This is a genomic window from Arthrobacter mangrovi (assembly GCF_026011795.1).
GTDB classification, from domain to species: Bacteria; Actinomycetota; Actinomycetes; order Actinomycetales; family Micrococcaceae; genus Crystallibacter; species Crystallibacter mangrovi.
The window spans coordinates 1-24528 of the sequence record NZ_BRVS01000009.1 but is presented as its reverse complement, the minus strand read 5'-3'; the positions used below and the strand labels follow the sequence as shown (position 1 = coordinate 24528).

Here is a 24528-nt window from a genome sequence, read left to right as displayed (position 1 = left end):
TCAACCGGGGGAAACATGACGGCAGGGGAGAGGGCCGCGGAACAGTCGCGGCTGGCCGGCGAGCGGGCGGCGAAGCTACGGCGCCAAGCCGAGCAGGCGGAGCGGAGCGCGAGGGCCTGGGCGGCAGGCGCCGCCGGGGAAGTGCAGGTGGCGGCGGAGCTCCGGGAATTGGAAGCCCGCGGCTGGCGGCTCCTGAACGACGCCCACTGGCCGGGACGGCCGAAGGCCAACCTGGACCATGTGCTGGTGGGGCCGGGCGGGATCCTGGTGATCGACGCGAAGAACTGGACCGGCCGGGTCGAGCTGCGTAACGGGCGGCTGACGCAGAACGGCTACTCGCGGCTCCGGGAGACCACGGGTGCGCTGGAGCAGGGCGCGGCCGTCGCTGCTGTCCTGGAACCCCAGCACCGGCGGCTCGTCCAGGGCTGGATCTGCCTGGTCAACCATCCGGAGCTGCGGTCCGAAACCGCGGACGGCGTGAGGGTCGTGGGACTCGCATCGCTCCGGTTCGCGGTCAGCAGCCTGCCCCCGGTCCTCGACCCGGCCGAAGTCGAGATTGTCTTCCACTACCTGCGGCAGCTGCTGCTTGGACCCCGCAGCCCGCAGCTGCTGAACAGCGGCGCCGCGGGCGTGCCTGGTCTCCGGCCGGACTATTCGCCGGAACCTGCCCAGGTTCCTGCGCCGGAGCGGGCACCGCGTAGGAACCTGCAGGCTCATGTGCCAACGGGCCAGCCGGCCGCGGCACCGGCTTCCGGTTCATCCGCTCCTGCCGCGACTGCCGGACAGCCGTCCGCCGCGGCGGCGAAGGGACGCCGGTCCGCCAAGGGCCGCCGGCGGCAGCAACCCGGTGAATACGGGACATCCTCCGGCAACAGGCGCAAGGGAAGCGGCGGACGGAGGCGTGCCGCGAGAAGCCGCCGCGCCGACGTGCTCCGCCTGATTGTGCTCGCAGTCATCGCCGTCACGGCCTGGAACATTTCGGGGAGCCTCGGCCAGCGGAACGCAGCCCCGGAGCAGCCCCAGCCGCCCGCCGTCGTGCAGTCACCTGCTGAACTCGACGCGGATTGAGTTGTCGTCCGGGAGCACCACCACGGTGCCGTTCTCCGTGGTCCAGCCGTCGTGCAGGAAAAAGAAGCGGCCGCCGCTCAGGACCAGGAAGCGCAGGCCGTCATACCGGTACAGGGGCTGCTCCTTGGTGCCCACGTCGCTCACCGTGACTGCATCGGCTCCTATCCCGAGCGGTTGCGGGCTGTAGACCTCGGCGCGGGGCAGGGACTGGACGTTCTGTTCGAAATTGGCGGCGAGTCCGCGTCCCACGGCCTGCGCATAGTCAGCGGTGCCCCAGAACAGCAGCAGGGTGACGATGCTCAGCACGAGGGTCGCTTCGACGGCGCGCTCTTCCGCCCTGAGGACCGGAGCATGCCCTGCCCGGGCGTGGCGCCTCAGCCGGAGGCCCCAGGCCGCGACGAGGACGCCGCCTGCCATCACATACGGCGCGAAGATCGCTGTCCTGGCCGGTTGGAGGAAGGCCACCAGCAGGGCGCCGGAGGCAATAACGACGGCGACTACCGCCGCGCTCCCGGCGACCTTGGCCGCCAGAGTCCGGTGGCGGTCTTCGTCGATCTGGCGGCGCAGCCACCTGTCGAGGGCAAACCAGATGATGCCGACGATCAGGAGCAGCACCAATGGCAAATATAGGGCGCTGATGCTGATCAGGATGTAGTCCTGGGCGGCGTAGCCAAAGAGGCTCTCGTCCAGCCCCATGCTGCTGGCCTGGGCATCCGCACGGGCCCAGCCGAAATAGAACAGCAGCGCGGTCACCACGGTGACGGGCGGGCCGACGGCGGAGATGACGCCGAGGACACGCGACCAGAGCGAGCGTCCTTCGTCGGGAGAGTCGGTCACCGGAACAGGCCCGCAGGGACACCTGCCGGTGTCCGATCGGCACGGGCAGCGGCCGACGGCGGCAGGCCGCTCGGACCGGGACCGGGTTCGCCGGGTTCGCCGGGGGTGACGGAGGGACCGTTGTCCGGTTCGACGGGGCCGGGTTCGCCAGGGGCCGGACCGGGTTCGCCGGGATTGGCGGAGGGGCCGTTGTCCGGGGGAGGCTCGACGCCTGGACAGGTATTCGGGTCGCCGACATATTCCAGGTCGACCGATTCGGTGACGAGGAAATCGCCGTCGGCGACGCTCACCGTCGTCGAACCTGCCTGGGTGGACGGCGGGGCCATGAAGACGAAGTCCGGCCCAAGCGGTTCAACCGGCACGGTGACCGGCTCCGGCTGCGAACCGACGACGACGCTGCGGATGCTCCCGGCGGGAAGGCCTCCCAGCGTGCCGACCATGTGCATCTGCGTGCCGCCGCACACCGAGGCCTGCGGGTTCCGGCCGTTGTTGTCGCTTCCGTCGTCGTCCAGCTCGTAGAACGTCGGATCGCAGGCCAGTCCGCTGCCTTCGACGAGCTCATAGGCAACGCCGGGGTTCCGCTGCCGGAAATCCACGACCGACCGGAGTACCGAATTGGCGGTGCTCGACCAGCAGTCCGAGTCCGGGACGGGAAGCCCGGCCAACAGTTCCGCTCCCTGGGCCCAGGCCGCCTCGTCGCCGGCCACGGCAAGGCAGAACACCTTCGCCACATCCTGCACCGTCTGAGGCTGCTCGCCCGGTTCCACGAGCTGGTCGCAGTTCCCGCTCTTCAGGTAGAGGTACCAGGTCGGATCGCCCCGGCCCACCGGTCCGACCGGCAGCCAGCTGATAACCGGTGCGCCGGCGCCCGCGGGCGGACCACCGGGAGCCGCCGGCCCAGGCGGCACGAACTGGCCGTCGTCGGGACCGCCCTGCGTCGGCACAGGCGGGGACTGCCCGCCGGAACCCGGATTATTGCCGGACCCGGTACCCTCGCCGGCGCCCGGTGTCCCCGTCGTCGCCATGGGGTTTTCGGATCCGGCCGGTCCTTGGGTATCCGTCGAGTCCGGCGCGCCCTCCCGCGCGCCAATCCCGCAGCCCGCGATCAGGGAAAGGCCTGCCGCCGCAACGACAGCGGCAAGAGGATGATGGCCATGTGGATGCATCTCGCGCCTGAGCAATCTGCGGTCGCGCCCGCTGAACCTGCGAAGTCGACTCGACTAAAGGTTACGCCCGGACCCCGAAGGCGTACAGATGCCAGCACCCCCTCTTCGTCCGGCTGGCCCGGACACTAAAACGGGTGGCCGGCTGCAAAGCCGGCCACCCGCCGTCGTTCCTGGAAACCGCTGGCTAGACGTTGATCTTGACGTCCGCCTTGGCGCGCAGATCCTTGGCGAGCTTCTGCACGATCTCGCCTTCCTTCTGCGACTTGACCTGCTCCTCGAGCTGCGGCTTGGCCTCCTCGAAGGACGGCATTTCGGCGGCCTGGCCGCCCTGCTTGGCCATGGCTTCCTGCTGCTTCTTGGCCTCGTCGTAGGCGGCCTTGAGCTCCTTGTCGGTCGGCTTGGTGTCGCCGGCCTCCTCGGCGATCAGCTTCTCGACCATGACCTGGTTCTTGAGCTCTTCCGTCACCTTGGCCTCGTCCATGCCCTGCTTCTTCATCTCGGCCATGAACTCGTCCGTGGACTTGAGCTGGTTGGACTTCACGATCTCGTCGAGGGCCTTGTCCGTCTCCTTGTCGGAGGCGGTGAGGTCGCGCTTGCCGGCTTCCTGGATGAGCAGCTCGGTGCCGACGATCCCTTCGGCGGTCTGCTTCTTGAGCTTGGCCTGGTCGACTTCCTGGCCCATCATCTGGGACTGCATCGCCATCTGCTGGAACTGCGCCTCGTAGGCGGTGGTGAAGTCTTCCTTCGAAATCTTGGTGCCGTTGACTTCGGCAACGACGTCGGGAATTCCATTCAGGTCCGGCTTCGGCATTTCCTGCTGGCCGGCCGCGGGGTCCTGTGCTTGGCCGCTTGCACTGGGCGACGCCTGCTGCGTCTGGCCTGCGCTGCCGGCTTCGGTTGCTCCGCCGCAGGCCGTGAGGGTCACGGCTCCGGCGACAGCGATTGCCACTAGCCATTTGTTGCTCGACATAAAGTCCTTCCGTTTCCGGCTGAGTTCCCGAGGCTAGCAGGTCGGGCAGGGTGAGGTCACACCGGAGACGCCGGCCGGTCAGGAGAAGGTGTTGTAGGTGCCGAAGCCGGTGCCGATCTGCTTGGCGGTGCCGACCCGGCCGGCGGGGAGCTCGTAATAGCGGACGGTGCCGTTGCGGAATTTGACGGTCATGCCGTTGGCGCTGCCGGCGCCGAATCCGGGGGCGTCGGTGAAGGTGGCGGCGGTGGACCATCCGGAGCGGCCCACGGTCGGGCGGGTTTCGGGGATGAGGGCGCCCTTGCCGTTGGTGCGGTAGAGCTTCAGGACGCCGTTGGTTTTGTTGGCGCCGAGAATGTCCTTGCGGCCGTCCTGGTCGAAGTCGGTCAGGGCGATGCTGTAGTTGCTCCAGCCGGTGTTGAACTTGTTGGGGGCGGCGTAGAAAGCGGCGCCCCTGAGATTCTGGTAGAGCGAGAGGTTGCCGCCGGCGTCCTTGGCGACCAGCCCGGGGAACGGGTTGTTGGCGCAGAGGCGGTCGGCGATGACGGTGGAGGACGCCGAGATGCTGCCGGCGCTGAACCAGGTGGAGAATCCGCCGGTGGCTTTGCCCTTGTAGACGCGGACCTTGCCGTCCGACCAGTGGGCGACGATGTCGAGGTAGCCGTCGTTGTTCCAGTCGGTGACCGAGGTGGAGCGGGCGTGCTGCCAGCCGCTGCTACCGATCAGCACCCGGCTGCCGAGCGCGCGGCTGGACTTCTCCGGGTAGCGCCAGAGGCGGCCGGCCGAGTCCGCGGCGACGTAGTCCGCGGCGCTCTTGATGCTGGCGCGGGAGAGGTCCCTGCCGGCCGCGGGTGCGCCGGCGACGGCGGTGCACTGGGCGATGGGCTGGACTGCCGGTGCCGGCGCGGCGAGGGTGGCGTAGTACGCGTTGGGCGAGGAATACGTGCCCGAGGGCTCGGACGAGTAGCGGAAGAAGTTGGCCGTCCCGTACATCTCGTAGCGGCCGCCGCCCTCGTCGGAGAAGGCGATGCCGACGCCGATCACGCTGTAGTTCGGGTCGGACATGATGGCGTTGTGGCCAGGGGACTTGATCCACTGGTCCACGAGGCCCTGGCCCTGGCGGTCGGACCGGGCAGCGATGATCTCCCCGGCCCGGTTCCACCCGGCGATGCGCGGGTCCTCGGTGTAGCCGGGATTGTGCTTGAAGACCCCGGTGTTGGCCATCGTGATGGACCAGTCCTGCGAGACCTTGGCGGCGTTCACGTAGAAGCGCACCGGTTTCAGGCCCTTCGACTTCCGGAAGGCGTTGATTCCGTCGAAGACCTGCTGGACCTGTGCGCGGTTGCTGTCGTTGAGGACGTTGCTGGTGGCGGCGGCAGGCTGGACGGTCGCCGCGAGGGCCGGCGTGGCGTTGGCCGGCGCCGCGTGGGCCGGTGCGGCCAGGGTCGCGGAGCCGGCGAGCACAGTGGCGGCGACGGCGGCGGCCGAGGCCCGCCTGGCGATGCGGGCGGCGGCTTTGAACACAGGGCGGCTGGAGACTGGCATTGGTGTTTCCCCCGGGGAGTCGGCTCGCTTTGACGGTTCGGCGGAGCCAAGAGACCGCCAACAGGATAATGGATAAACCTGCGCTGCCGGAAGACGGGCGGGGGGATCCGGCCGATGCTGCGGCCGGAAAACTGCGTGAGGCTGCCCTAGACGGAAGCCCGGTCAGAGGGCCGGGGGCTTGTCCTCGCGGGGGCTGGCGATGCGCTCCACCGGGTCGTCCGGGACGGGGCCGCTGAAGGAGCCGCCGGTCGTTTCGCCGTCGGGGTCATGCGCGTCGTCCAGGGGAGGCTCATCGGGGTCGAGGTCCGGCTCGCTGCTCGGCGGTTCGTCCGAGTCCGGGTCGACATCGGGGTCCTCGAACGGGTCGCCATCCGGGCCGGTCGCCCGGGCACCGAGGGGCTCGGCTTCGGGAAACTCCGAGGGGTCCCGGGTATCGTCGGCGTCCTGCCGGGGCTTGCCGTGGCCGTGGAGCAGCTCGTCCGCGGCGTGCTTGATCTTGTCTCCGAGTCCCATGGAAATCTCCTTTGCCTGGTCGGCTGCCGGGGCTGCGGGGGATGCCCGGCTATCTCCACGCTAGTGCCGGGGCCGGACCGGCAGAAGGGGTTGGCCGGGATCGGATCGCGGCGTCCCGACAGTTCCAATTTATCGCGGCCACGGGGGCTTGCGGCAAGGCCCCCGCCAGGGCGCAAACTAGGCCGGACGTGCGATGACGAGGTGCTCGGACGGCGCGAATAGGCAGGGGCTGTAATGGTCGAGGTGATTGTTGCCGGCGGAGGTCCGACCGGGATGATGCTGGCCGGCGAGCTGAGGCTGGCCGAGGTTGACGTGGCGATTGTGGAGCGCCGCCCGACTCCGGAGCTGGCCGGCTCGCGGGCGGGCGGGTTCCATTCGCGCACGATTGAGATCCTCGACCAGCGCGGGATCGCCGGCCGGTTCCTGGCCGAGGGCAAGCCGGTCCAGGCTGCGTTCTTCGGGAACATGATGCTGGATGTCAGCGATTTCCCGACGCGGCATCCCTACACGCTCGGCCTGTGGCAGAACCACATTGAGCGGATCCTGATCGGCTGGATCGAGGAACTGGGGGTGCCGGTCCACCGCGGACTCGAGGTGGCCGGCTTCGACCAGGACGAGAGCGGCGTCGACGTGATGCTCGCCGGCGGGCGCCCGCTGCGCGCGCTGTACCTGGTCGGCGCCGACGGCGGCAGGAGCACGATCCGCAAGGCGGCGGGCATCGATTTCCCCGGCTGGGATGCGACGAGGAGCAGCCTGGTCGCCGAGGTGGAGGTGACCGAAGAGACGCCGGCGGGAATCCGCATCGACGAGGTCGGGATCCACGGACTGCACCTGATGGAGGACGGGCGGACCACGCGCGTCGTCGTGACCGAGAAGGAGATCGGACCGGCGGCCGAGCCGACCCTGGCCGACCTTGGCAGGGCGCTGAGGGAGGTCTTCGACACGGATTTCGGCGTCCGCAATCCCACCTGGATCTCGCGGTTCACGGACGCCACGCGGCAGGCGGCGGCTTACCGCAGCGGCCGGGTGCTCGCCGGGGACGCCGCGCACATCCACGCGCCCTCCGGCGGGCAGGGGATCGGGCTCGGCATCCAGGACGCCGTGAACCTCGGCTGGAAGCTCGCCCAAGTGGTCAACGGCAGCGCGCCGGACAGCCTGCTCGATACCTACCACGAGGAGCGGCATCCCGCCGGGACCCGCGCGCTGAAGCACACGATGGCGCAGTCGGTCATGCAGAAGGCCGATCCGCGCATTGGCGCGCTCGCCGACACCGTGACCGACCTGCTGGCCATCGACGAGGCCCGGAAACGCGTGGCCGGGCTCATCTCCGGCCTGGATGTCCGCTACGACCTCGGCGAGGGGCACCCGCTGCTGGGACGCCGCATGCCGGACCCCGACGTCGTCACCGCCGACGGCCCGCTGCGCGTGTCCGCCCTCCTGCACCCTGCCCGTCCCGTCCTGCTCAACCTCGGCGCGCCGGGCAGCATCGGCGCCGGGCCATGGGCCGACCGGGTGCGGACCGTGGACGCCACGTACGACGGCGGGTGGGAGCTGCCGGTGATTGGCCCGGTCAGCGCTCCGGCGGCCGTGCTGATCCGCCCCGACGGCCACGTCGCCTGGGTGGGAGAGGGAACGCACGACGGGCTGGAGGACGCGCTGGAGCGCTGGTTCGGTCCCGCCCGAGGCTAGCCCCAATCCCGGGGCATTCCGCCGACGGCTCACGCCGCCGGGTGGCTGGACCCGGCGAACGGCCCCCGGTCGGGCCGCAACGAGTAGAGCACCTCGTACACCTCGCGGCGAACCGCGACAGCTTCGTAGGCAACGGGGATGGTGCGGGCGAGTTCGGTCTCCCGGAATGCGTCGAGCGCCTCTTCGCTCTCGAAGAAGTAGATGCCGCACACGTCGCCGGTTGCATTGTCGCGGCCGTGAACCTTTTGCAGGAGACCTGGAACGTCGCGGAAGCGTGGCCGCCGTTCCAGCAGCCGCCGTTCAAACTCCTGCGCATCGAGTCCGGACGTGATCCGGACGAACAGGATAACGGGCATGGAGCCGCCTCCGTCCTCGGAATACCCCTAAGTCGATTTTAACGAGCCGTTCGCCGAGCTGTCGATCGTGGGCGGTGCATCGATGGCCGGCGGTCCGACTCCGACGGTTGCCCTTAGCCGCCGGCGATATGGATGGCAGGCGGGCTGGCGGCCTCGGGGGCCCGCTGGTTCGGTCCTGCCCGGGGCTAGGTCGGGGCGGTCTATTTCGCAATGCTCCGCAGGACCTGCCGGGCTACGAGGCGGTCGATTCCCGGCAGCGCCGTGGCCCGGATGACCCAGCGCCTCAGCAGGCGCTGGGTCCGGTTCGCGGGAAGGAACGAGGACGCAGCCCGCCGTCCGGATGCCTGGGCCTGCGCCCCCACGGGCTGCCAAGCCTGCTCGAACTCCGTGAGGGCCGGCGCGATCCCGTCGGCCGATGTGACCCTCCCGAGCGTGTCGCCCAGCAGCGCGGCGCCCGCGATCGCCAGTGAACCTCCTTGCCCGGCCAGGAGGGAGACGGCTCCGCAGGCGTCGCCGACGAGTACGGCACGCCCCTTCCACCAATGCGGCAGCACGATCTGCGCCACGACGTCGTCGTACGGGTCGGCCGGGCAGAGGTCCAATAGCCGGTCGACCGCCGGGTGGAGGCCGGAGAACTCGTTCCGCAGCCTGTCCCGCGGGGCGGAAGTGTCCCGGCCGGCACCGGCGGGCGGGTCGCGGTACACGAGGAATGCCGCGACTTTGTCGGTGCGGAGGCCGTAGAGACCCGCGGTCCGGTCGAGGCTGTCGGTGAGCACGAAGCGGTTCCGGAAGCGGGCATTCAGCTCGGCCTCCCGCACGATGAAGGCGGCGGCCCGCATGCCCAGCGGGCGCAGGTAGTCCGTCTCCGGGCCGAAGACGCGGGCGCGGACCTCGGAATGGATTCCGTCGGCGCCGACGACAACGTCCGCTGCCGGCAGCCTTGCCGCGGGGCCGTCGACGGCGACCCGCACCCCGTCGTCCTGCATCGAGACCCCGGTGACACGGTTTCCGTAGTGGAGGCGGACCCGGCCGTGCGGGACGTCCTCGAGGGCGCCCAGCGCGGCGCGTTCCAGATCCGGGCGGAGCAGGCTAAGGACTTTGCCGCCCGCGAGCCGGGCGAACCGGTCGTAGTCGAGGCGGGCCCGGACCCGTTCCCGGGCGTCAAGATATTCGACTCCATCCACGCGGTAGGCCACCCGGGCCAGGCGCGGATACAGGCCGATCCGCTCGGAGGCCTCCACGCCCGGGCCGAAGAAGTCCATCATGTAGCCGTCCCGGCGGGGACCGTCGGACTTCTCCACGAGATCGACCTCCCAGCCGGCGAGGCCCAGCTGCCGGGCGGTGACCAGGCCGGCGATACCGGCACCCACGACGATCGCCTTCATGACGGTCATCTTTACGGGCGGGAGCCGGCGGCCTCGGGGAACCGCGCTTGGCGGCATGGTTCGCGAAGCCGGCACGCCGCCCGCCTGGGCTTCAGCCCAGGGCGCCGAGCAGGTCGCTGCAGGCCTGCTCGCAGCGCCGGCACGCCTCCGCGCAGAGGCGGCAGTGCTCGTGCATGGAGGCATGGCGCTCGCAGTCCTCGGCGCAGGCCCGGCAGGCGGTCCGGCAGGCTTCGACAAGCGCCCGGACCGTCGCGGCATCGCCGCCGGTGCGCCGCGTCAGGACATTGCCCGTCGCCGCACAGATGTCGGCGCAGTCGAGGTCGGTGCGGATGCACGTGACGAGGTCCGCCACCTGCTCCTCGCCGAGGCAGGCGTCCGCGCAGGCCGTGCAGGTCTGGGCGCACTCGAAGCACGCCGCGATGCAGGCGGCGAGCTTGGCCTTGTCGATGCCGCCGAGGTCCTTGGGGTAAGCATCCAGCATGGACTGAACATGGCTCATGGTTCTCGTCTCCAATCACAGTTGATTCTTGATCCGAACATTTGCGGGAAAAGGCCCGCTGCACTTCAGCATAAGCATGCTTGCTAAGTGCGTGCAGCCCCGTGCCGGAATGGCGACCACGAGCGGCCAGCGGGCGGAGCTAGCCGCCGGCGACATGGATCGCGAACGCAGTCACGAAGCCGACGGACGCGGTGAGGCCGGTGAGCAGGTGGTGCTCCTCGAACGCCTCCGGGATCATGGTGTCGGCCAGCATGGCGAGGATGGCGCCGGCCGCGAGGGCGGTGATGAAGGCGACGAGTTCCGCGGGAGCCTGGTCCAGCGCCAGGAAGCCGAGGCAGGCGGCGACGCCGCTGAGGACGGCGATGGACCCCCAGACGGTGAAGACGTAGGCGGCGCTGCGGCCGGCCTTCTTCATGCCAGCGGAGCTGGAGAGGCCCTCGGGGACGTTGGAAATGAAGACGGCGGCCAGCATGGCCGGGCTGACGGTGCCGGCACTGATCAGGCCAAGGCCCAGGACGAGGGATTCGGGAATGCCATCGAGCAGCGCGCCGACGGCGATCGCCGTCCCGCTGCCAGGTGAATCCTGCTCGCTGGGCTGCTGGGAGCCCGAACGCTTGCGGTGCTTCGCCCCGCGGCGGGCGAGTGCGAAGTTGGCGGCGACGAAGATGACGGCCCCCACGAGGAAGCCGGCTACGGTGGCCACGACGCCGCCGTTGCTCTCGGCCTCGGCGACCAGCTCGAAGGCCAGCGCCGAGATCAGGACCCCGGCGCCGAAGGCCATGATTGTCGAGACGGTCTTGGCGTTGATGCGCCAGCGCCAGGAGATCGCGGAACCGAGGACCAGCGCGGCGCCGGCGAGGGTTCCCCACAGCAGCGCCTGCAGCCACATCGGCATGTATTCCTCCGCTCCGGGCCCGGCCGGCCTCGGAGCGCCGGCTCAGGGCCAGCATACTGACGACGGCGGTGCGGGCGGCGGAAGCTAAGGAACGCGGCCTCCCGCCCTGTGTCAGCGCCCGGTCAGCGCCAGGCGATCACGCGGGACAGGTCGGCGGCGCCGATGAGGCCGGCCTTCGGACCCAGGGCGGCCCGTTCGATCGGCGCGGCGGGCCTGAAGCCCCGCCCGGTGAGGTTGCGGTTGAAGGCGCTGCGGGCGGGACCGAGCAGGAGGTCCCCGGCTTCGGACAGCCCTCCGCCGATGACGAACATCCCGGGATCCAGCGCCGCCGCGAGGTTGGCCAGGCCGAGGCCGAGCCACTCGCCGATGTCCTCGAGCAGGTTGATGCTGGCGGTGTCGCCCTCGCGGGCCAGGGCGGTGACGATGGCTCCGGTGATCCGGTCCGCGTCTCCGCCGGCGGCGCGCAGCCACTCCTGGGCAACCGGAGAGTTGGCCGCGGCGAGTTCGCGGGCTTCCCGGCCGACGGCGTTGCCCGAGGCGTACTGTTCCCAGCACCCCCGGTTGCCGCATTCGCAGCGGTGGCCCTGCGGCACGATGATCTGGTGGCCGAACTCGCCCGCCACGCCCCAGTTGCCGCGTTCGATCCGCCCGTCGATGACGATGCCGCCGCCGATGCCCGTGCCGAGGGTGATGCAGACGAGCCGGTCCTGTCCCATGCCTGCGCCGAAGCGGAACTCCGCCCACGCGGCCGCGTCGGCGTCGTTGGACACCGCGACGCGGCGGTGGAGGAGCTTCTCCAGGTTCATCCGAACCGGCTCGTTCCGCCAGGCCAGATGCGGGCTGAAGAGGACTGTGCTGCCGCTGCGGTCCATCCACCCGGCGGCTCCGATGCCGACGGACAACACCCTGAACTCGGCGGACAGCTCGCGCACCAGCGAGACGATGACCTGCTCCACCTCGCGGGGGTCATGCCCCGGGGTGTCCCGGTAGCGTTCGGCCAGGATCCGCCCCTCGCCGTCGACCACGCCCGCGGCAACCTTGGTGCCGCCGATGTCGATGCCGATGGCCAGTCCGCGCCGGGCGAGCCGGACCGGCAGCCGAACGCCCGGGCGTAGCAGGCTGCTCCGGACATGGCGGAAGGCGGGCGCCCTGCCCCCGGCCGCGCGCGGTTGCGAGGGGTCGTAGATTCTCATCGGTTCCATAGTAGGGGCCGGACAGGACCGCAGTTCGCAGCTAGACCGCATCAACCGATCTTGTAAATATGTCAGTACAAAGGTTTGACAGGACAAAGTCCTTCAGGCAAAGTATGAATGTGGCTCGGCTCACAGCCTGCCAGGCAGGCGGCCAGGCGGCTCGCCCCGAACAGAAAGGCCGATGATCTCTAGTGGCTCACGACTTGCTTACCATGGGACGGATCAGCGTCGACATCTACCCGAATGACGTCGGGGTCGGGCTGGCGGATGTCAACAGCTTCGGCAAATACCTGGGCGGTTCGCCCTCCAACGTCGCGGTGGCGGCGGCCCGGCATGGCCGGCGGTCGGCGGTCATCACCCGCACCGGCGAGGATCCGTTCGGAGAGTACCTGCACCGCGAACTGCGGAAGTTCGGGGTGGACGACGGCTTCGTGACGTCGGTGCCGGGACTGCAGACCCCGGCGACGTTCTGCGCCATCCTCCCGCCGGACGATTTCCCGCTCTACTTCTACGGCCGGTTCCCGACGGCCCCCGACCTGCAGATCGCCGCCGGTGAGCTGGACCGGGAAGCCATCCGCGACGCCGGGATCTTCTGGTCGACTGTGACCGGCCTCAGCCAGGAGCCCAGCCGCTCGGCCCACCTGGCGGCGCATGAGGCGCGGCCGCGCGAGGGCCTGCGTCCGGGGCAGTACACGGTGCTGGACCTCGACTACCGGCCGATGTTCTGGGCGTCCGAGGAGGAAGCCCGCGAACAGGTGTCGGTGATCCTGCCGCACGTCACCGTCGCCATCGGCAACGACAAGGAGTGCGCCGTCGCCGTCGGCGAGGGGACTCCGGACGAACAGGCGGACCGCCTGCTGGACGCGGGAGTGGAGATCGCCGTCGTGAAGCTGGGGCCCGACGGCGTCATGGCCAAGACCCGCACCGAGCGGGTGGTGTCCGCCCCGGTCCCCGTGGAGACGCTGAACGGGCTGGGCGCCGGGGACGCCTTCGGCGGAGCCTTCTGCCACGGACTGCTGGCCGGCTGGCCGCTGGCCGCCGTGCTCGACTATGCCAACGCCTCCGGTGCGCTGGTGGCATCGCGGCTCTCGTGCGCCGATGCGATGCCGACCCCGGAGGAAGTCAACGCGCTGCTGGCCGAACGCGGGCGCGCCCTGCCCGGGACCGTGGAGGCCGTCCGATGAGCCGTTTCGACGACAACCCGCGCCGCTACGAACACCTCTCGCGGATCCGGCTGGAGGACCCGGACGCGGTCTCGCGGGCCGCCGCGGTCCGCCGCCCCCACCCCGGCCTGAAGCTCGGCGAGCAGAACTTCATCGTCGCCGCCGACCATCCCGCCCGCGGCGCGCTCGCCGTCGGCGACAACAAAACGGCGATGGCGGACCGGCGCGACCTGCTCGACCGGCTGCAGGCCGCCCTGGCCAACCCCGCCGTCGACGGCGTGCTGGCCAGCCCGGACATCATGGACGACCTGCTGCTGCTCGGCGCCCTGGACGGTAAGCTCCTCTTCGGCTCGATGAACCGCGGAGGCCTGTCCGGCTTCGTCAACGAGATGGACGACCGGTTCACCGGCCACACCGCCGAGGCCCTCGAAGCGCTGGGCGCCAACGGCGGCAAGATGCTCACCCGCATCTGCCTGGGCGACCCGGCCACGGTCGCCACGCTCGAATCGACCGCGAAGGCGATCGACAGCCTGGCCGAGCGCCGGCTGGTCGCCATGGTGGAGCCGTTCATCTCCGTCTGGGACAACGGCCGGGTGCGCAACGACCTCAGCGCCGACGCGGTGATCAAGTCCGTCGCCATCGCCTCGGGCCTCGGGTCCACCAGCGCCTACACCTGGATGAAGCTGCCGGTCGTGGCGGAGATGGAACGAGTCATGGCCGCCACCACGCTGCCCACCGTGCTCCTGGGCGGGGACCCGTCCGGCTCGCCGGAAGAGGTCTTCGCCAGCTGGGGCGCCGCCCTCAAGCTGCCCGGCGTCCAGGGCCTGACGGTCGGGCGGGCCCTGCTCTACCCCAAGGAGGGGACGGTCGAGGAGGCCGTTGCCGCCGCCGCTTCGTTGCTGAACGCACACACCGGACAGGAGGTCGCCAGCTGATGGCTACCCGCAGAATGACCGTCGCCCAGGCGGTCGTAGAGTTCCTGGGCAGGCAGTACCTGGTGGACAGCGTCGGCGGGGAGGACTACCGCGGCCGGCTCATCCCGGGCATGTTCGGCATCTTCGGCCACGGCAACGTCGCCGGGGTGGGACAGGCGCTGAAGCAGTGGCAGGCCAAGGATCCGGCGCTGATGCCCTACTACCAGGGCCGCAACGAGCAGGCGCAGTCGCACCAGGCCGTCGGCTACGCCCGGCACAACCGGCGTCGTGCCACGTTCGCGGTCTCCACCTCGATCGGCCCGGGCTCGTCCAACCTGCTCACGGGCGCAGCGCTGGCCACGGCCAACCGCCTGCCGGTCCTGCTGCTGCCCTCGGACACCTTCGCCACGCGGGCCGCGGATCCGGTGCTGCAGCAACTGGAGCGGCCCGAGGCCTACGACATCACGGTCAACGACGCGTTCCGCCCGCTGTCGAAGTACTTCGACCGCGTCTCCCGCCCGGAGCAGCTGTTCTCCGCCCTGCACCACGGCCTGCGCGTGCTGACCGATCCGGCGGAGACCGGCGCCGTGACCATCTCGCTGCCGCAGGACGTGCAGGCCGAGGTCTTCGACGTCCCCGAGGAATTCCTCGCCGAGCGGGACTGGCGGATCCGCCGCCCCGAGCCCGAGGAGCAGGACATCCGCCGTGCGGTGGAGCTGATCCGCGCGGCCAAGCGCCCGCTGATCATCGCCGGCGGCGGCGTGCTCTACGCCTTCGCCACCGAGCAGCTGGCCGAACTCGCCGAACTGACCGGCATCCCCGTGGCCTACACCCAGGCGGGCGTGGGCGTCCTGCCGTGGGACGCGCCCTACTGCCTCGGCGCCATCGGTTCCACGGGAACGACGGCGGCCAACGCCGTCGCGCGCGAAGCGGACCTGATCATCGGCGTCGGGACGCGCTACGAGGACTTCACGACGGCGTCGCGCACCGCCTTCCAGAACCCGGACGTCCGGTTCGTCAACATCAACGTCGCCCCGATCGACGCCTACAAGCACGGCACCAGCCTGCCGATCGTCGCCGACGCCCGGAAGACGCTGGCGAAGCTGGCCTCGGGGCTCTCGGGCTACCGCGTCGGCGCCGACCTGGCGCAGCTCGCCGCGGCGGAGAAGGACCGCTGGAACCGGACCGTGGACGAAGCCTTCGACACGCGGCACACCCCGCTGCCGAGCCAGAACGAAATCATCGGTGCCGTGAACCGCGCGATGGACGAACGCGACGTCGTGATCTGCGCCGCCGGTTCGCTGCCCGGCGACCTGCACAAGATGTGGCGGGTCCGGGACCCGTTCGGCTACCACGTGGAGTACGCCTACTCCTGCATGGGCTACGAGATCCCCGGAGGCCTGGGCGTGAAGCGGGCGGCCGCGGACGAGGCGGACCGCGCGGCCGAAGGGTCCGCCGAAGCCCGGCCGCGCGACGTCGTCGTTATGGTCGGCGACGGCTCCTACCTGATGATGCACACAGAACTGGTCACCGCCGTGGCCGAGGGCCTCAAACTGATCACGGTCCTCATCCAGAACCACGGGTACGCCTCCATCGGGGCGCTCTCCGAATCGCTCGGCTCGCAGCGCTTCGGCACGAAGTACCGGACCCTGGACCGCAAGCACCACACCTTCGACGACGGGGAAAAGCTGCCGATCGACCTCGCCGCCAACGCCGAGTCCCTCGGCGTCCGGGTCATCCGCGTGGAGCCGGGCGAGGACGTCATCGCGGACCTGGAGGCCGCCGTGGCCAAGGCGAAGGCCGAGCCCGAGGGCAGCGGTCCGGTGCTCATCCATATCGAGTCCGATCCGCTGCTCGACGCGCCGGATTCCGAGTCCTGGTGGGACGTGCCGGTCTCCGGCGCCTCCGAGCTCGAGTCCACGCAGCACGCCTACCGCACCTACACAGACCAGAAGTCCCGGCAGAAGCCGCTGCTCGGCTAGACCTGCACGAATCCAGACCTGCACGATTTCAAGGAGCACCCATGAGCACGACCATCACCCACTTCATCAACGGCGCGGAAACCGTGGGATCCGGGGACCGGACCCAGCCCGTCTACAACCCGGCGACCGGCGAGGCCACGGGCGAGCTGCGGCTGGCCAACCGCGCGGACATCGACGACGTCGTCGCCGCCGCCAAGACCGCCTCCGAATCCTGGGCCGAGACGTCGCTGACCAAGCGCGTGGCGGTGCTGTTCAAGTTCCGCGAACTGCTCGCGGAGAACGTCCAGGAGCTGGCAAAGGTTGTTACCAGCGAGCACGGCAAGGTCGTCTCCGACGCAGCCGGCGAGGTGGGCCGCGGGCTGGAGGTCGTGGAATATGCCTGCGGCGCCGCGCAGTCGCTGAAGGGCGAATACTCGGACCAGGTCTCCGGCGGCATCGACGTGTTCTCGTTCCGCCAGCCGCTCGGCGTGGTCGCCGGCATCACTCCGTTCAACTTTCCGGTGATGGTGCCGCTGTGGATGGCCCCGGTGGCGATCGTGACCGGCAATGCCTTCATTCTCAAGCCCTCCGAGCGGGACCCCTCCGCGAGCCTGTTCCTGGCCCGGCTGTGGAAGGAGGCCGGCCTGCCGGACGGCGTCTTCAACGTCCTGCAGGGTGACAAGGAGGCCGTGGACGGCCTGCTGACCCACCCGGACGTGGACGGCATCTCCTTCGTCGGCTCCACCCCGATCGCCCGGTACGTGTACGAGACCGGCACGCAGCACGGCAAGCGCGTGCAGGCGCTCGGCGGGGCGAAGAACCACGCCGTGGTGATGCCGGACGCCGACATGGACCTGGCCGCGGACCACATCAACGCGGCCGCCTTCGGCTCCGCCGGCCAGCGCTGCATGGCCATCTCGGTCGCCGTGGCCGTCGGTGACGCCGCCGAGGGCCTGGTCGCCAAGCTCAAGGAACGCGCAGAGGCGGTCAAGGTCGCCAACGGGATGGAGCCGGACGCCGACATGGGCCCGGTCATCACCCCGCAGTCCAAGGCGCGGCTGCAGAAGATCGTCGGCGAGGCCCAGGAAGACGGCGCCGCGCTGGTGGTCGACGGACGGGACCTGGTGGTCAAGGACCACGAGAACGGTTTCTTCGTCGGCCCGACCGTGATCGACCACGTCCGCCGCGAGATGAGCGCCTACCGCGAGGAGATCTTCGGCCCGGTGCTCGCCGTGGTGCGGGTGGCCAGCATCGACGAGGCACTGGAGATCATCAACTCGAACCCGTACGGCAACGGCACCGCCATCTTCACCTCGTCCGGCGCGTACGCCCGCGCGTTCACCCGCGGCGTCAAGGTCGGCATGGTCGGCGTGAACATCCCGCTGCCGGTGCCGGTGGCCTGGCACTCCTTCGGCGGCTGGAAGGACTCGCTGTTCGGCGACCACCACATCTACGGCCCGGACGGCATCCGCTTCTACACCCGCGGCAAGGTCGTCACCCAGCGCTGGCCCGAACCGAAGCAGGCCTCCGGCGCCTCCTTCGCCTTCCCGTCCAACTGACCCGTCCCGCCGCACCACTCGCACTGAAAGGACCTGGAAGAATGTCCGAAGTTGAGAACAAGCTGATCATTGGCACGGCCCCCGATTCGTGGGGAGTCTGGTTCGCCGATGACCCGAAGCAGACGCCGTGGCAGCGGTTCCTCGACGAAGTGGCCGAGTCCGGCTACAAGTGGATCGAGCTCGGGCCGTACGGGTACCTGCCGACGGACCCGGCCAAGCTGGCCGACGAACTGGCCCAGCGGGACCTCAAGGTCTCCGCCGGGACGGTGTTCACCGCCTTCCACCGCGGCGTCGGCCAGTGGGACGAGGCCTGGGAACCGGCCCGCCGGGTCGCGGAGCTGACGGCAGCGATGGGCGGCAAGCACATCGTGGTCATTCCGGCCATGTGGCGCGACGACGTCACCGGCGAGGCTGTGGAGAACGGCGAGCTGACGGTGCAGCAGTGGGACGACCTGTTCAACGGGCACAACCGGCTGGGCAAGGTGCTGGCCGAGGAGTATGGGCTGGCACAGCAGTTCCACTCCCACGCGGACTCCCACGTCTGCGTGCAGGCGGACATCGAGCGGTTCCTGGAGCACACGGACCCGGAGCTGGTCACGCTCTGCCTGGACACCGGGCACGCGGAGTACGGCGGGGCCAGCAGCGTGGAGCTGATCGAGAAGTACCCGGAGCGGATCGGCTACCTGCACCTGAAGCAGGTCGACCCCGAGGTGCTCAAGACCGTGCGCGAGCAGAACCTGACCTTCGCCGCGGCCAACACCGCCGGCGTCATGATCGAACCGCCCAACGGCCTGCCCGACCTGTCCAAGGTGATCGACGCCGTCGAACGGCTGGACAAGCCGATCTTCGGCATCGTGGAGCAGGACATGTATCCGGTGGCCGACTTCGGCGTGCCGATGCCCATCGCACAGCGCACCTGCAAGTACCTGCTCTCGTGCGGCTCCCGCACCCGCGTCCAGTAAGGAACCAACCGCTATGAACCAGAACCTCCGCGTGGCCGTCATCGGAGCGGGCCGCATGGGCATCGACCACATCCAGCGGCTGCACCGCCGCATCCACGGCGCGGAAGTGGCCGCCGTCGTCGACATCGACGAGGACCGCGCCCGCGCCGCCGTCGCCGATGTGCCCGGCGCCCTCGCGCTGACCGACGGGCCTGCGGCCCTGGAGCGGCCGGACATCAACGCCGTGCTGATCGCCACGCCGGGTTTCCTGCACGAGGAGATCCTGCACGCGGCACTCGAAAGGGACATCCCGATCCTGTGCGAGAAGCCGCTGACCCCGGATGCCGAGTCCTCCTGGCGGGTGGTCCAGGCCGAGGAGAAGCTGGGCCGCCAGCGGATCCAGGTCGGCTTCATGCGCCGCTACGACGCGGAGTACGCGCAGCTGGGCCGGATCATCCGCAGCGGCGAGCTGGGGGAGCTGCTGGTCCTGCACCACCAGCACCGCAACCCGACGACGCCGCCCGGCTTCACCAATGAGATGCTGATCAACGACTCGGTGGTGCACGAGTTCGACGCCGTGCGCTTCTTCACCGGTGAGGAGATCACCTCCGTGCAGGTGCGGCTGGGCAAGCGCACCCGCAACGCGCCCGAGGGCCAGCACGATCCGCAGCACGTGCTGCTGGAGACGGCTTCCGGGGTGCTGGCCGATGTGGAAATCTACGTCAACGCCCAGTTCGGCTACGAGGTGGCCACCCAGGCCTCCTTCGAGCAGGGCGTGGTCAGCATCGGCAGCGATTCCGGACCCTACGTCCGCACCCAGGGGCGCTGGGGCGGGCAGGTGACGCCCGGGTTCGTGGAGCGCTTCGCCGCGGCCTACGACGTGGAGCTGCAGGCCTGGGTCGACGCGGCTCTGGAGGACCGGATCGGCGGCCCGAGCGCCTGGGACGGCTATGCCACCGCAGCGTGCTGCGAGGCGGGGGTCGAGGCCCAGAAGACCGGCGCCAAGGTCCAGGTCCGGCTGAACGACAAGCCCGCGCTGTACAGCTAGGGCCGGCAGACAATCGAGCCATGAATCGAGCCAACGAAGGGCGCCAACAATGAAGATCGCGCTTGATCCCACCCCGTTCCACCACACCCACTCGCTGCTGGAGTTTCCTAAGCTGGCGGCAGAACTGGGCTACAAGTACCTCCAGCTCACCCCGCACCAGGACTTCCTGCCGTTCTTCACCCACCCGAAGGCCGACGACGCGCTGGTCGCCGGCCTGAAGAAGGCCTGCGCCGAGGCGGAAGTCGAAATCGCCTCGGTGCTGCCGGTCCTGCGCTGGTCGTCACCGGACGAGAACCTCCGGGAGGCCGCCGTCCGCTACTGGAAGCGCGCGGTGCAGATCGCCGTCGACCTCGGCGTGACGCAGATGAACACCGAGTTCAGCGGCCGGCCGGAGCTGCCGGAAGAGTCCGAGGCCGCGTTCTACCGCTCGATGGAGGAGCTCGTGCCGCTCTTCGAACGCGAGGGCGTCCACGTCGCCATCGACCCGCACCCGGACGACTTCGTCGAGGAGGGCCTGGCCGCCTGGCGCGTCATCCGCGGCGTCAATTCGCCCAACCTCGGCTTCGTGTACGTCGCGGCGCACACCTTCCACATGAAGGACGACCCGGGGCGGATCATGGAGGCCGTCGGGGACCGGCTGCGGGTGGTCCACGTGGCCGACACCATGGACCACCATGCTTCCCACGGGCTGCGCTACATCACCAACCCGCCGGGCAACCCGGTGCGGGTGCACCAGCACCTGAAAATCGGCGACGGCGACGTGGACTGGCAGGAGTTCTTCGGCTCGCTGGCCGAGAACGGCTTCCTGGACCGGCCGGAGACCGTGATGGTTTCCAGCGTCTTCGCCGAGAACGAGCACGCCCGCGAGGTTGCCCGCTACCAGCTGGACACCATGAAGGAGTTCGTCGGCGGCTTCCAGTAACGCGGCCTGCCGGACCCGCCCTCCCCGCATAGCCGGGCAGGGCGGGTCCGGCGCGTGGCGTTAGTCGTAGGCCCCGGGGACCTGCTGGTCCCAGTCGATCACGGAGCCGGTGACCACGCCGGAGCGCTCGGAGAGCAGGAACACGCCGAAGTCCGCAATCTCGTCGACCTGGCCCAGTTTGCCCATCGGCTGGGACGCGCCGGCCCGCTCGAGCCAGTCGTCGCCGGCCCCGTGGAAGCGGCGCTGGATGCCGTCCTCGCCTTCCGTCGCGGTCCAGCCGATGTTGATGCCGTTGATCCGGATCCGGTCCCGGCGGTGCGCGTGGGCGGCGTTCTTCGTCAGTCCGGCCAGCCCGGCCTTAGCCGCCACGTACGGCGCCAGATAGGGCTGGCCGCCGTGCGAACTCATCGTGATGATGTTGGCGATGGTGCCGGGTGCGCCGCGGCCGCGCAGGTGGGCGATGGCCTGCTGCATGAGGAAGAACGGCGCCTTCAGGTTGACCGCGATGTGGGCGTCGAAGAGTTCCCCGGTGGTATCCAGCATGGTCCCGCGCGTCGTCAGCCCGGCGGCGTTGACCAGCGCATCCACCCGGCCAAAGCGTGCGACGGCGGTGTCCACCACGGTGCCAACCTGGGCGTGGTCCGCCAGGTCGGCCCGGATGAAGCACGCCTCGGTTCCGGCCGCCTCCAGGGCGTCCACCGACCGCCGGCCTTTGTCATCGCTGCGGCCGACGACGGCGATGGCCTCCGCGCCCTGCTGCGCGGCGGCGAGGGCGACGCCGGCGCCGACCCCCTGCGTGCCGCCGCTGACGAGCAGGACCTTGCCCCGCATCAGGTGGTCGAGGGCCATGCCGATACTCCTTCCGTTGCGGCAGCGGGCCCGGAGGCCCCGGCGGGGAGCCGGGGCCTCCGGGCTTCGCAGTTGCGGTCCGCTCCCATGTCAGGCGGCTCCGCTGCCGCGGCGCTGCTGCTGGGCCGACAGCTCGGTCTCGAACGCCGCGTCGTCCAGCCCGGATTCCAGCGCGCGCAGCACCAGCGCGGCCTGGCTCTCCGGGGCGATGCCTCCGATCGGCTGGTCCCGGTCGAGGTTGGTCGGAAACGCGTAGCCCTCGGCGGCCGCGGCGACGACGTTGCGGATCCACTCCGGGCCTGCCCCGGCGGCGAGGCGTTGCCGCAGGACGGGGTAGAGCGCCCTGCACATGCCGGTCCGGTCCACCGTTTCCATGGCGCGGCCGAAGGCGGACGAGACCTGCAGGAGGTTGGCCATCCGCCGGATGCCGGCGCTGCGGTTGTGGCCGGCCCCGTGGAAGAGCGCCGGGTTGAAGAAGGCGGCGTCGCCCTTCTCCAGCGGCAGCTGGACGTAGTGCTGCTCGAAGTATTCGGTGAACTCCGGCCGGTGGAAGGCGATGTAGCCCGCCGGATACTTGTGCGAGTGCGGCAGGTACAGGGTCGGTCCGGACTCGACCGGCATGTCGCAGTGCGCCACCGCTCCCTGCAGGGTCAGGGCGGGGGAGAGCAGGTGCACGTGCGCCGGGTAGGCCTGGGCCTCCTCAAGCCCCATGAAGCCGAGGTGGTAATCGCGGTGGGCCGTCTGCGCTGCACCGCCGGGATTGACCACGTTGACCTGCGAGGTGACCTGGTAGTTGGGGCCGAGCCAGGCCTGGGAAATGAGGGCGAGGACATCGTTGGCGTAGTAGTCCGCGAAGACCCCGGGCGCCGCGACGGCCAGCTTGTCCAGGGCGCCCCAGACCCGGTCGTTTGCCCCGGGCTTGGCGAAGTGGTCCCCGCCGGCCGTGCCCGCCGCCCGCTGGTCCTCGATCAGCCGGTTGAAGGCCTCCGTGGCGCGGTCGACGACGGCCGTGTCCGCGAAGGCGCGCTTGAAGACCACGATGCCCGGGCCTTCGGTCAGGGCCCGCACGAGTTCCGCCTGGATTTCGCGCCGGACAGCCGGGTTCGCGGCCCGGTGCTGCAGGTCCGGCCCGTAGATGAGGACGTTGCGCTCGACACCCGCCGCGAAGGGGTAGTCTTCGCGCCGGGTCTCCGCCTCGACGATGCGAACGAAGTCGTCGAGCCGGCAGTCGGCCGCGCTGAACCACTGGACGTCATGGCGGAGGCCGACCGTTCCGGGCTGGGCTGTGGTGGACATAGGGAACTCCTTTTCGAGGAAGAGTGGAGCAGAAGAGGTAAGGAAATCCATGGCGTGCAGGCCGGCTGCACTGGATCCAGTCTTCCGCCGCACCCAGGGGCCGGCAAGGGGGCAAGTACCTCAAAAACCCCTCAGCGTCGAGGGCGGGCCGGATGCTGCTGGTGGCCTTGCCGTGCCGTTCGCTGCCGTGCGATGCTGGCGGCAATCGATCCGAACCCAGCCCGGATCCATCACGGATACGTCACGGATCCGTCAGTACCAGACCACCGGAGGCAGCGTGGCCCATCCGTTCACCGTGCGGGAGATCGCCCGCCAGGCCGGCGTCAGCGATGCGACGGTCGACCGGGTGCTGCACAACCGCCCCGGCGTGCGCGCCGCCACGACCGGCCAGGTAAAGCGGGCCATCCAGGAGCTCGAGGCGCAGCGGCAGCAGCTGGAACTGACCGGCCGCCGGTTCATGATCGACGTCGTCGCCGATGCGCCCGCCCGGTTCCACCTCGCCGTTCGGACGGCGCTGGAAGCCGAGCTGCCCCTGCTGCGCCCGGCCGTCTTTAGGGCGCGCTTCCACCTGCACGAACTCTGGGGCGCCGCCGCATGCGTCGCGCAGCTGGACCGCATCGGCTCGCAGGGCAGCCACGGCGTCGTGCTCAAGGCGCCCGACGTGCCCGAGGTCGCCGCCGCCGTCGACCGCCTGCTGGCCCTTGGCATCCCGGTGGTCACGCTGGTCACCGACGTGCCGCTCAGCCGCCGGCTGGCCTACGTCGGGATCGACAACCGCTCGGCCGGGGCGACGGCGGCCTACCTGGTCTCGCAGTGGCTGCGCGGGCGGCCGGGCGGCGTCGCGGTGACGGTGAGCAATGACGCGTTCCGCGGCGAGGAGGAGCGGGAAATGGGTTTCCGCGCCGCCATGCGCAAGCTGGACCCCGAGCGGCCGGTGCTCTACCTGGACGGATCGGACGGGCTCGACGACAGCGCCCGGGAGATCATGGGGCGCGCGCTCGCAGGGGAGCAGCCGCCGGCCGGGGTGTATTCGTCCGGCGGAGGCAACCGGGGGCTGCTGGCCGCGTTCGAGGCAGTCGGCCGGGAGCCTGAGGTATTCATCGGACACGACCTGAACGCCGACAACCTCGAGCTGCTGCGGGCCGGCAGGATCAGTGCCCTGCTGCACCACGACCTGCGGCTGGATGTGAACCGGTGCTGCCGCATCCTGCTGCACCACCACGGGGCGCTGCCCGAAGATCCCTCCGGAGAGGCCTCGAAGATCGACATCATCACACCGCACAACATCCCGGTCTGGCCGTGAATGAGTTAGTCCCATTAGGGCGCAATTTCGCAGCAGTTGCACGCACCTCCACGTGGGCAGGGTCCGTCCCCGGCCCTAAGATTTCCAACGGCGCACACAGCCTCAGAAGGGTGGTGGGGTGGTGTCGTTGTAGGGGTCTGGCGGCGGGGGTGGGGGTGGTTGGAGGCCGTTGTTGATCCAGGAGCCGTCGGGGTAGCTGGTGTAGGTTTGGCCGGTCCTGGTTTGGTGGCGGATGACGCCGTGGGGTTGCTGGGTGGTGTGCCAGTCATCGTTGTGTTTGGCCAGGTGGTCGGGCTTGCAGCGCAGGGCGAGGTTATCGAGTTCGGTTTTGCCGCCGTGTTCCCAGGCCAGGGTGTGGTCGAGTTCGCAGTGCTTCCAGTGGGTGCGGCAGCCCAGCCCGCGGCAGGTCCCGTCGCGTAGCCGGATTTCTCGTTTGAGCCATTCGGGCGGGTGGCGCAT

Annotated in this window: 23 protein-coding genes; 10 read left to right on the top strand and 13 right to left on the bottom strand. The window is 70.0% G+C overall.

Features of this window, described 5'->3' with window-relative positions:
• Positions 1–15: 15 nt before the first annotated feature.
• Positions 16–1068 (top strand): nuclease-related domain-containing protein, encoded by a 1053-nt coding sequence (locus AHIS1636_RS11375; RefSeq protein WP_264795945.1) that lies wholly within the window; start codon positions 16–18, stop codon positions 1066–1068.
• On the opposite strand, the gene AHIS1636_RS11370 is transcribed toward AHIS1636_RS11375, so the two are convergent.
• The 5 genes from AHIS1636_RS11370 to AHIS1636_RS11350 all read right to left on the bottom strand — a co-directional run bounded on the left by AHIS1636_RS11370 (position 1042) and on the right by AHIS1636_RS11350 (position 6096).
• The gene (locus AHIS1636_RS11370) at positions 1042–1905 is read right to left on the bottom strand and encodes a hypothetical protein (RefSeq protein WP_264795944.1); all 864 of its coding nucleotides are present in this window, start codon (positions 1903–1905) and stop codon (positions 1042–1044) included. The genes AHIS1636_RS11375 and AHIS1636_RS11370 overlap by 27 nt on opposite strands.
• Positions 1902–2930, bottom strand: a complete 1029-nt coding sequence (locus AHIS1636_RS11365; RefSeq protein WP_264795943.1) for a hypothetical protein — start codon at positions 2928–2930, stop codon at positions 1902–1904. Before AHIS1636_RS11365 ends, AHIS1636_RS11370 begins: the two co-directional genes overlap by 4 nt.
• 325 nt (positions 2931–3255) lie before the next feature.
• Positions 3256–4020, bottom strand: coding sequence for a SurA N-terminal domain-containing protein (locus AHIS1636_RS11360; protein WP_264795942.1), 765 nt, complete (start codon positions 4018–4020; stop codon positions 3256–3258).
• 99 nt (positions 4021–4119) lie between these two features.
• A complete protein-coding gene (locus AHIS1636_RS11355; RefSeq protein WP_264795941.1) occupies positions 4120–5583 on the bottom strand; it encodes an FG-GAP-like repeat-containing protein in 1464 nt (487 codons plus the stop codon).
• A gap of 162 nt (positions 5584–5745) precedes the next feature.
• Entirely contained in the window at positions 5746–6096 is a 351-nt protein-coding gene (locus AHIS1636_RS11350) for a hypothetical protein (RefSeq protein WP_264795940.1), read from the bottom strand.
• Between the two features lie 234 nt (positions 6097–6330).
• On the opposite strand from AHIS1636_RS11350, the gene AHIS1636_RS11345 reads away from it, so the two are divergent.
• The gene (locus tag AHIS1636_RS11345) at positions 6331–7785 is read left to right on the top strand and encodes an FAD-dependent monooxygenase (protein ID WP_264795939.1); all 1455 of its coding nucleotides are present in this window, start codon (positions 6331–6333) and stop codon (positions 7783–7785) included.
• A 29-nt stretch (positions 7786–7814) separates the two neighbouring features.
• On the opposite strand, the gene AHIS1636_RS11340 is transcribed toward AHIS1636_RS11345, so the two are convergent.
• From AHIS1636_RS11340 to AHIS1636_RS11320, 5 genes are all read right to left on the bottom strand, one after another.
• The gene (locus tag AHIS1636_RS11340) at positions 7815–8141 is read right to left on the bottom strand and encodes a YdhR family protein (RefSeq protein ID WP_264795938.1); all 327 of its coding nucleotides are present in this window, start codon (positions 8139–8141) and stop codon (positions 7815–7817) included.
• Positions 8142–8341: 200 nt separating this feature from the next.
• Positions 8342–9526 (bottom strand): FAD-dependent monooxygenase, encoded by a 1185-nt coding sequence (locus AHIS1636_RS11335; RefSeq protein WP_264795937.1) that lies wholly within the window; start codon positions 9524–9526, stop codon positions 8342–8344.
• Between the two features lie 91 nt (positions 9527–9617).
• On the bottom strand, positions 9618–10025 hold the full coding sequence (locus tag AHIS1636_RS11330; RefSeq protein WP_264795936.1) for a four-helix bundle copper-binding protein: 408 nt from the start codon (positions 10023–10025) through the stop codon (positions 9618–9620).
• 139 nt (positions 10026–10164) lie between these two features.
• Complete coding sequence (locus tag AHIS1636_RS11325; RefSeq protein ID WP_264795935.1) at positions 10165–10920, bottom strand: ZIP family metal transporter; 756 nt, start codon at positions 10918–10920, stop codon at positions 10165–10167.
• 122 nt (positions 10921–11042) lie between these two features.
• The gene (locus AHIS1636_RS11320) at positions 11043–12113 is read right to left on the bottom strand and encodes an ROK family glucokinase (RefSeq protein ID WP_264795934.1); all 1071 of its coding nucleotides are present in this window, start codon (positions 12111–12113) and stop codon (positions 11043–11045) included.
• Between the two features lie 191 nt (positions 12114–12304).
• Here AHIS1636_RS11320 and iolC point away from each other — a divergent pair, with 191 nt between their 5' ends.
• The 7 genes from iolC to AHIS1636_RS11285 are packed head-to-tail and all read left to right on the top strand — an operon-like array spanning position 12305 to position 20621.
• Positions 12305–13297, top strand: a complete 993-nt coding sequence (gene iolC / locus AHIS1636_RS11315) for a 5-dehydro-2-deoxygluconokinase (protein WP_264795933.1) — start codon at positions 12305–12307, stop codon at positions 13295–13297.
• The gene (locus tag AHIS1636_RS11310; RefSeq protein WP_264795932.1) at positions 13294–14211 is read left to right on the top strand and encodes a Cgl0159 family (beta/alpha)8-fold protein; all 918 of its coding nucleotides are present in this window, start codon (positions 13294–13296) and stop codon (positions 14209–14211) included. Before iolC ends, AHIS1636_RS11310 begins: the two co-directional genes overlap by 4 nt.
• Before the next feature lie 14 nt (positions 14212–14225).
• Complete coding sequence (gene iolD, locus AHIS1636_RS11305) at positions 14226–16172, top strand: 3D-(3,5/4)-trihydroxycyclohexane-1,2-dione acylhydrolase (decyclizing) (RefSeq protein ID WP_264796027.1); 1947 nt, start codon at positions 14226–14228, stop codon at positions 16170–16172.
• Positions 16173–16213: 41 nt separating this feature from the next.
• Complete coding sequence (locus AHIS1636_RS11300; protein WP_264795931.1) at positions 16214–17710, top strand: CoA-acylating methylmalonate-semialdehyde dehydrogenase; 1497 nt, start codon at positions 16214–16216, stop codon at positions 17708–17710.
• A 41-nt stretch (positions 17711–17751) separates the two neighbouring features.
• Positions 17752–18672 carry a sugar phosphate isomerase/epimerase family protein gene (locus AHIS1636_RS11295; RefSeq protein ID WP_264795930.1) on the top strand — a complete coding sequence of 307 codons (921 nt, stop codon included), beginning with the start codon at positions 17752–17754 and terminating at the stop codon, positions 18670–18672.
• Positions 18673–18685: 13 nt separating this feature from the next.
• Complete coding sequence (locus tag AHIS1636_RS11290; RefSeq protein ID WP_264795929.1) at positions 18686–19699, top strand: Gfo/Idh/MocA family protein; 1014 nt, start codon at positions 18686–18688, stop codon at positions 19697–19699.
• Positions 19700–19748: 49 nt separating this feature from the next.
• Positions 19749–20621, top strand: coding sequence for a sugar phosphate isomerase/epimerase family protein (locus AHIS1636_RS11285; protein WP_264795928.1), 873 nt, complete (start codon positions 19749–19751; stop codon positions 20619–20621).
• A gap of 60 nt (positions 20622–20681) precedes the next feature.
• Here AHIS1636_RS11285 and AHIS1636_RS11280 read toward each other — a convergent pair whose 3' ends face one another.
• Both AHIS1636_RS11280 and AHIS1636_RS11275 read right to left on the bottom strand, forming a co-directional pair.
• Complete coding sequence (locus tag AHIS1636_RS11280; protein WP_264795927.1) at positions 20682–21470, bottom strand: SDR family oxidoreductase; 789 nt, start codon at positions 21468–21470, stop codon at positions 20682–20684.
• Between the two features lie 90 nt (positions 21471–21560).
• Entirely contained in the window at positions 21561–22766 is a 1206-nt protein-coding gene (locus AHIS1636_RS11275) for a phytanoyl-CoA dioxygenase family protein (protein ID WP_264795926.1), read from the bottom strand.
• A gap of 277 nt (positions 22767–23043) precedes the next feature.
• Between AHIS1636_RS11275 and AHIS1636_RS11270 the strand changes: the two genes are divergently transcribed.
• A complete protein-coding gene (locus tag AHIS1636_RS11270; protein WP_264795925.1) occupies positions 23044–24069 on the top strand; it encodes a LacI family DNA-binding transcriptional regulator in 1026 nt (341 codons plus the stop codon).
• Between the two features lie 102 nt (positions 24070–24171).
• On the opposite strand, the gene AHIS1636_RS11265 is transcribed toward AHIS1636_RS11270, so the two are convergent.
• Positions 24172–24528 (bottom strand): HNH endonuclease signature motif containing protein (locus AHIS1636_RS11265; RefSeq protein ID WP_264795924.1); only part of this gene is annotated, 357 nt, incomplete at its 5' end.

Bases quoted from the DNA above. Each gene is read 5' to 3' on its own strand.
- AHIS1636_RS11330 (WP_264795936.1), bottom strand. From the start codon at position 10,025: ATGAGCCATGTTCAGTCCATGCTGGATGCTTACCCCAAGGACCTCGGC.
- AHIS1636_RS11280 (WP_264795927.1), bottom strand. From the start codon at position 21,470: ATGGCCCTCGACCACCTGATGCGGGGCAAGGTCCTGCTCGTCAGCGGC.
- AHIS1636_RS11345 (WP_264795939.1), top strand. From the start codon at position 6,331: ATGGTCGAGGTGATTGTTGCCGGCGGAGGTCCGACCGGGATGATGCTG.
- AHIS1636_RS11365 (WP_264795943.1), bottom strand. From the start codon at position 2,930: ATGGCGACGACGGGGACACCGGGCGCCGGCGAGGGTACCGGGTCCGGC.
- AHIS1636_RS11350 (WP_264795940.1), bottom strand. From the start codon at position 6,096: ATGGGACTCGGAGACAAGATCAAGCACGCCGCGGACGAGCTGCTCCAC.
- AHIS1636_RS11310 (WP_264795932.1), top strand. From the start codon at position 13,294: ATGAGCCGTTTCGACGACAACCCGCGCCGCTACGAACACCTCTCGCGG.
- AHIS1636_RS11320 (WP_264795934.1), bottom strand. From the start codon at position 12,113: ATGAGAATCTACGACCCCTCGCAACCGCGCGCGGCCGGGGGCAGGGCG.
- AHIS1636_RS11340 (WP_264795938.1), bottom strand. From the start codon at position 8,141: ATGCCCGTTATCCTGTTCGTCCGGATCACGTCCGGACTCGATGCGCAG.
- AHIS1636_RS11295 (WP_264795930.1), top strand. From the start codon at position 17,752: ATGTCCGAAGTTGAGAACAAGCTGATCATTGGCACGGCCCCCGATTCG.
- AHIS1636_RS11375 (WP_264795945.1), top strand. From the start codon at position 16: ATGACGGCAGGGGAGAGGGCCGCGGAACAGTCGCGGCTGGCCGGCGAG.
- iolD (WP_264796027.1), top strand. From the start codon at position 14,226: ATGACCGTCGCCCAGGCGGTCGTAGAGTTCCTGGGCAGGCAGTACCTG.
- AHIS1636_RS11300 (WP_264795931.1), top strand. From the start codon at position 16,214: ATGAGCACGACCATCACCCACTTCATCAACGGCGCGGAAACCGTGGGA.
- AHIS1636_RS11325 (WP_264795935.1), bottom strand. From the start codon at position 10,920: ATGCCGATGTGGCTGCAGGCGCTGCTGTGGGGAACCCTCGCCGGCGCC.
- AHIS1636_RS11275 (WP_264795926.1), bottom strand. From the start codon at position 22,766: ATGTCCACCACAGCCCAGCCCGGAACGGTCGGCCTCCGCCATGACGTC.
- AHIS1636_RS11335 (WP_264795937.1), bottom strand. From the start codon at position 9,526: ATGAAGGCGATCGTCGTGGGTGCCGGTATCGCCGGCCTGGTCACCGCC.
- AHIS1636_RS11355 (WP_264795941.1), bottom strand. From the start codon at position 5,583: ATGCCAGTCTCCAGCCGCCCTGTGTTCAAAGCCGCCGCCCGCATCGCC.
- AHIS1636_RS11290 (WP_264795929.1), top strand. From the start codon at position 18,686: ATGAACCAGAACCTCCGCGTGGCCGTCATCGGAGCGGGCCGCATGGGC.
- AHIS1636_RS11285 (WP_264795928.1), top strand. From the start codon at position 19,749: ATGAAGATCGCGCTTGATCCCACCCCGTTCCACCACACCCACTCGCTG.